4 protein-coding genes and 1 pseudogene are annotated in these 3,376 nt (G+C 62.6%); 2 read left to right on the top strand and 3 right to left on the bottom strand.

What is annotated here, in order from left to right; genetic code table 11:
- Positions 1–311 (top strand): annotated as a pseudogene (locus A2J03_RS25955) (alcohol dehydrogenase); the annotation flags it as partial.
- Positions 312–361: 50 nt separating this feature from the next.
- Here the strand turns inward: A2J03_RS25955 and A2J03_RS25960 are convergent.
- Positions 362–1,231 carry a PPK2 family polyphosphate kinase gene (locus tag A2J03_RS25960; protein ID WP_068380006.1) on the bottom strand — a complete coding sequence of 290 codons (870 nt, stop codon included), beginning with the start codon at positions 1,229–1,231 and terminating at the stop codon, positions 362–364.
- Between the two features lie 32 nt (positions 1,232–1,263).
- Here A2J03_RS25960 and A2J03_RS25965 point away from each other — a divergent pair, with 32 nt between their 5' ends.
- On the top strand, positions 1,264–1,725 hold the full coding sequence (locus A2J03_RS25965) for a PPOX class F420-dependent oxidoreductase (protein WP_068380009.1): 462 nt from the start codon (positions 1,264–1,266) through the stop codon (positions 1,723–1,725).
- A 35-nt stretch (positions 1,726–1,760) separates the two neighbouring features.
- Here A2J03_RS25965 and A2J03_RS25970 read toward each other — a convergent pair whose 3' ends face one another.
- A complete protein-coding gene (locus A2J03_RS25970; protein WP_068380012.1) occupies positions 1,761–2,735 on the bottom strand; it encodes an iron-siderophore ABC transporter substrate-binding protein in 975 nt (324 codons plus the stop codon).
- Between the two features lie 8 nt (positions 2,736–2,743).
- The gene (locus A2J03_RS25975; RefSeq protein WP_197480968.1) at positions 2,744–3,304 is read right to left on the bottom strand and encodes a type 1 glutamine amidotransferase domain-containing protein; all 561 of its coding nucleotides are present in this window, start codon (positions 3,302–3,304) and stop codon (positions 2,744–2,746) included.
- Positions 3,305–3,376 lie beyond the last annotated feature (72 nt).

The raw sequence follows: 3,376 nt of genomic DNA on the forward strand, positions 1-3,376 counted from the left end.
CCGTCTCCGCCGAGATCGACATGGACAAGCACATGTCGCTGCTGGCGATCAACGGCTCGCTCGTCATCCTCGGTTTGCCGTCCGAGCCCATCAAGGTCCGCGGATTCACCCTCGCTGCAAACCGTCGTAGCCTCGCCGGCTCGATGGTCGGTGGCATCGCGCAGACCCAGGAGATGCTGAACTTCTGCGCCGAGCACCACATCGGCGCCGAGATCGAGACGATCCCCGCGGACAAGATCAACGAGGCATACCAGCGGGTGCTGAAGAGCGACGTCCGCTACCGCTTCGTCATCGACGCCGCAACGTTCTAGAACACCTGACGTGCGCCCTGTACGTTGTCGATCGAACGTACAGGGCGCATTCAGCTGTTCGCCAGGCGCTGCTTCTCGACCTCGACATCGAAATCGGCTGCAGGCCAGTCGAGTTCGAGTCTTTCGAGTGCGTCGATCAACAATTCGATGACCGCAAGGCGGCTGTACCACTTACGGTCGGCCTGAATGACATGCCATGGCGCGTAATCGGTGTTCGTGCGGTCGATGACGCGTTGGTATGCGAGCCGGTACTGAGGTAGAAATCCGCGCTCGGTGACGTCTCCCGGGTTGTACTTCCAGTACTTGTCGGGCCGGTCGAGCCGTTCCTGCAGGCGGACGCGTTGCTCCTCCGGCGAGACGAACAGGGCGACTTTGACGATGAGCGTTCCCTCGTCGACCAATTCCTTTTCGAATGCGTTGATCTCGTCGAAACGGGGCTCCCACACCTGGCGCGGGACCAGATTGTGGACGGCGACAACCAGCACGTCCTCGTAGTGCGAACGGTCGAATACACCTATCTTGCCGCCCCCAGGTAGCTGATTTCTGATTCGCCACAGGTAGTGGTGTTCGCGCTCCTCTTTCGTGGGCACTCCGAACGACGCGAGATCGACACCCTGCGGATCGACCAACCCGATGACATGTCGGACCATCCCGCCCTTACCCGCGGTGTCCATTCCCTGTAGTACCAACAGGATCGAGCGCAGATCACCGGATCGTCCGTTCGCGTACAGCTTCTCCTGCAGAGCGGAGAGCACCTCGCCGCGCTCGGCAAGCAACTCCTCCGCGTCTACTTTGGTGCCCTCGAAACCGGGGGTCAGTGAGAAGTCGATTTCTTCGACGCGAGTGTCGTCGGTCGCCCGGAGTATCTGTGCCGCAGGCGTCGACCAGAGGTTCGTACTCTTCTTCGAATGCTTGGCCATGGGCTGACCTTAGTCGCACTAGGCTGGTTCACATGGCTCCGAAACTGGCTTCCGCAGAATCCGTCGAGCGCGAGGAGTTGCTCGAATTCATTCGTCCGCGTCACCATTCGACGCTTATCGCGCACAAGCGTGATGGTGGGCTGCAGGTCTCTCCGGTGACATCCGGTGTCGATTCCGAGGGGCGCATCGTCATCGCGTCCTACCCGGAACGCGCCAAAGTGGTCAACATCAGACGACATTCGGCGGTGACGGTCTGCGTGCACTCGGACGAGTGGAACGACGCCTACGTCCAGGTCGAGGGCACCGCCGAGATCCTCGATGTACCCGACGCCGTGGAACCTCTCGTCGAGTACTTCCGCAGTATCGCGGGCGAGCATTCGGATTGGGACGAGTACCGAGAGGCGATGCTGAAGCAGGGGAAGTCGTTGATACGCATCACGATCGAATCCTGGGGCCCGATCGCCCAGGGAGGATTCCCACCAGGGAGAGTGTGACAAGCCCACCAGGGAGAGTGTGACGAGCCCGCCCGTCAGCCCTGGAGGGGCGCGGCGAACAACGGAACCGCGTTCTCGATCGCGTACTGCGTTCCCGACGCCGACCCGCTGGAGAAGGCGTCACTGAGGTTCTTGTCGTCGAGAACTACGAGTCGCCCGTCGCGGGCAACCGGAAGACCTTGTATGGAGGGGTCGTCGGTGATGATGTCGGCGGTGCCTCCGATCGGAAACATGACCGTCAGGTCGGCGTCGAGCTGCGCGACGTTCTCGGCAGAGAGGTCGACGGAGAACTTGCCGTCCGCGGCCTGCGACTGGATCGCTTCGGAGTTGACGAACCCGAGCCTCTTCATGAACTCGACACGTGCGTCTCCGTCGACGTACGCACCGAGCTGGCCGCTGTACACCGTGCCGACAGCGACGGTCTTGCCGGCGAACTCGGGGTTGGCTGCCACCGCGGCCTCGAAGTCCGCGTTGGTCTCGTCGACGAGTTGCGCACCCTCTTCGGACTTCCCGAGAGCGTCGGCGACCAGCTGGGTCTGCGCGTCCCACGTAGTGCCATATGCGATCTCGGCGCCGACGGGTGCGCCGACGGTCGGCGCGACCTCGGACAGTTTGTCGTAGAGCTCCGGATCGTTGGTGCTTCGGGTCCACAGGATCAGGTCGGGCTCGAGAGCGGCCACCGACTCGACCTCGACGTCGTAGGTGCCGAGGATGGTCGGCGCGCCGTCGTAGGACTCCTCGACCCATGGCCCGAGGCCGTCTCCGCCGACGCCGAGCCAGTCACTGGCACCGACGGGTTGGACCCCGAGGGCGAGCGCGGTCTCTGCGTCGGACCATCCAAGGGCAACGACCCGCTGCGGGTTCTCGGGGACGGTCACGTCACCGAAGATCGTCGACACCGTGGGGCCGTCGGCTGCCGAGTCCGAGTCGGAGCTGCTGCACGCGGACATCGTCAGTGCTGCGAGGGCAACGACAGCGGGGATCAGAGTCGACAAACGGGTTTTGCGCATAGGCTACGCTAACCTACGTTGTTGGTTTTCGAGAACTGCTCGACCAGCGCGTCGCAGAATGCAGGAAGGTCGTGGGGGTTGCGACTGGATACGAGGTTCCCGTCGACGACGACTTCCTCGTCGACGACCGTTGCGCCGGCATTGCGGATATCGGTGCGGATGCTCGGGTACGACGTCAACGTGCGACCTCGAACGACATCGGCCTCCACCAGCATCCACGGCCCATGGCAGATGACTCCGACCGGTTTGCCGGACTCGACGAACCGCCGCACGAAATCGACGGCATCGAAATCCGTACGCAAGGTGTCGGGATTCGTCGTGCCACCGGGCAGGATCAGGGCGTCGAAATCGTCGACCGACACATCCGCGACGACGTTGTCGACGGCAAAGGTGTTCGCGGCGTGAACGTCGCTCGTCATGGCCTGAATGTCTCCGTGCGTGAGGGAGACGAGAGTGGTTGTGGCACCGGCAGACTGCACGGCGTCGCGCGGTTGCACCAGTTCGACTTCTTCGACACCGTCGGTGGCGAGAATCGCCACACGGCATCCGGACAGTGGTGAATTGCTCATGTGACCAAGGTTGTCCGTCTCGATGTCTTTTCAAACTGAGCGCCCTGAGTAGTCTCAGGCACATGAGTTCAG

This window comes from Rhodococcus sp. EPR-157 (assembly GCF_001647195.1).
Taxonomy (GTDB): domain Bacteria; phylum Actinomycetota; class Actinomycetes; order Mycobacteriales; family Mycobacteriaceae; genus Rhodococcoides.

Bases quoted from the DNA above. Each gene is read 5' to 3' on its own strand.
- A2J03_RS25975 (WP_197480968.1), bottom strand. From the start codon at position 3,304: ATGAGCAATTCACCACTGTCCGGATGCCGTGTGGCGATTCTCGCCACC.
- A2J03_RS25960 (WP_068380006.1), bottom strand. From the start codon at position 1,231: ATGGCCAAGCATTCGAAGAAGAGTACGAACCTCTGGTCGACGCCTGCG.
- A2J03_RS25970 (WP_068380012.1), bottom strand. From the start codon at position 2,735: ATGCGCAAAACCCGTTTGTCGACTCTGATCCCCGCTGTCGTTGCCCTC.
- A2J03_RS25965 (WP_068380009.1), top strand. From the start codon at position 1,264: ATGGCTCCGAAACTGGCTTCCGCAGAATCCGTCGAGCGCGAGGAGTTG.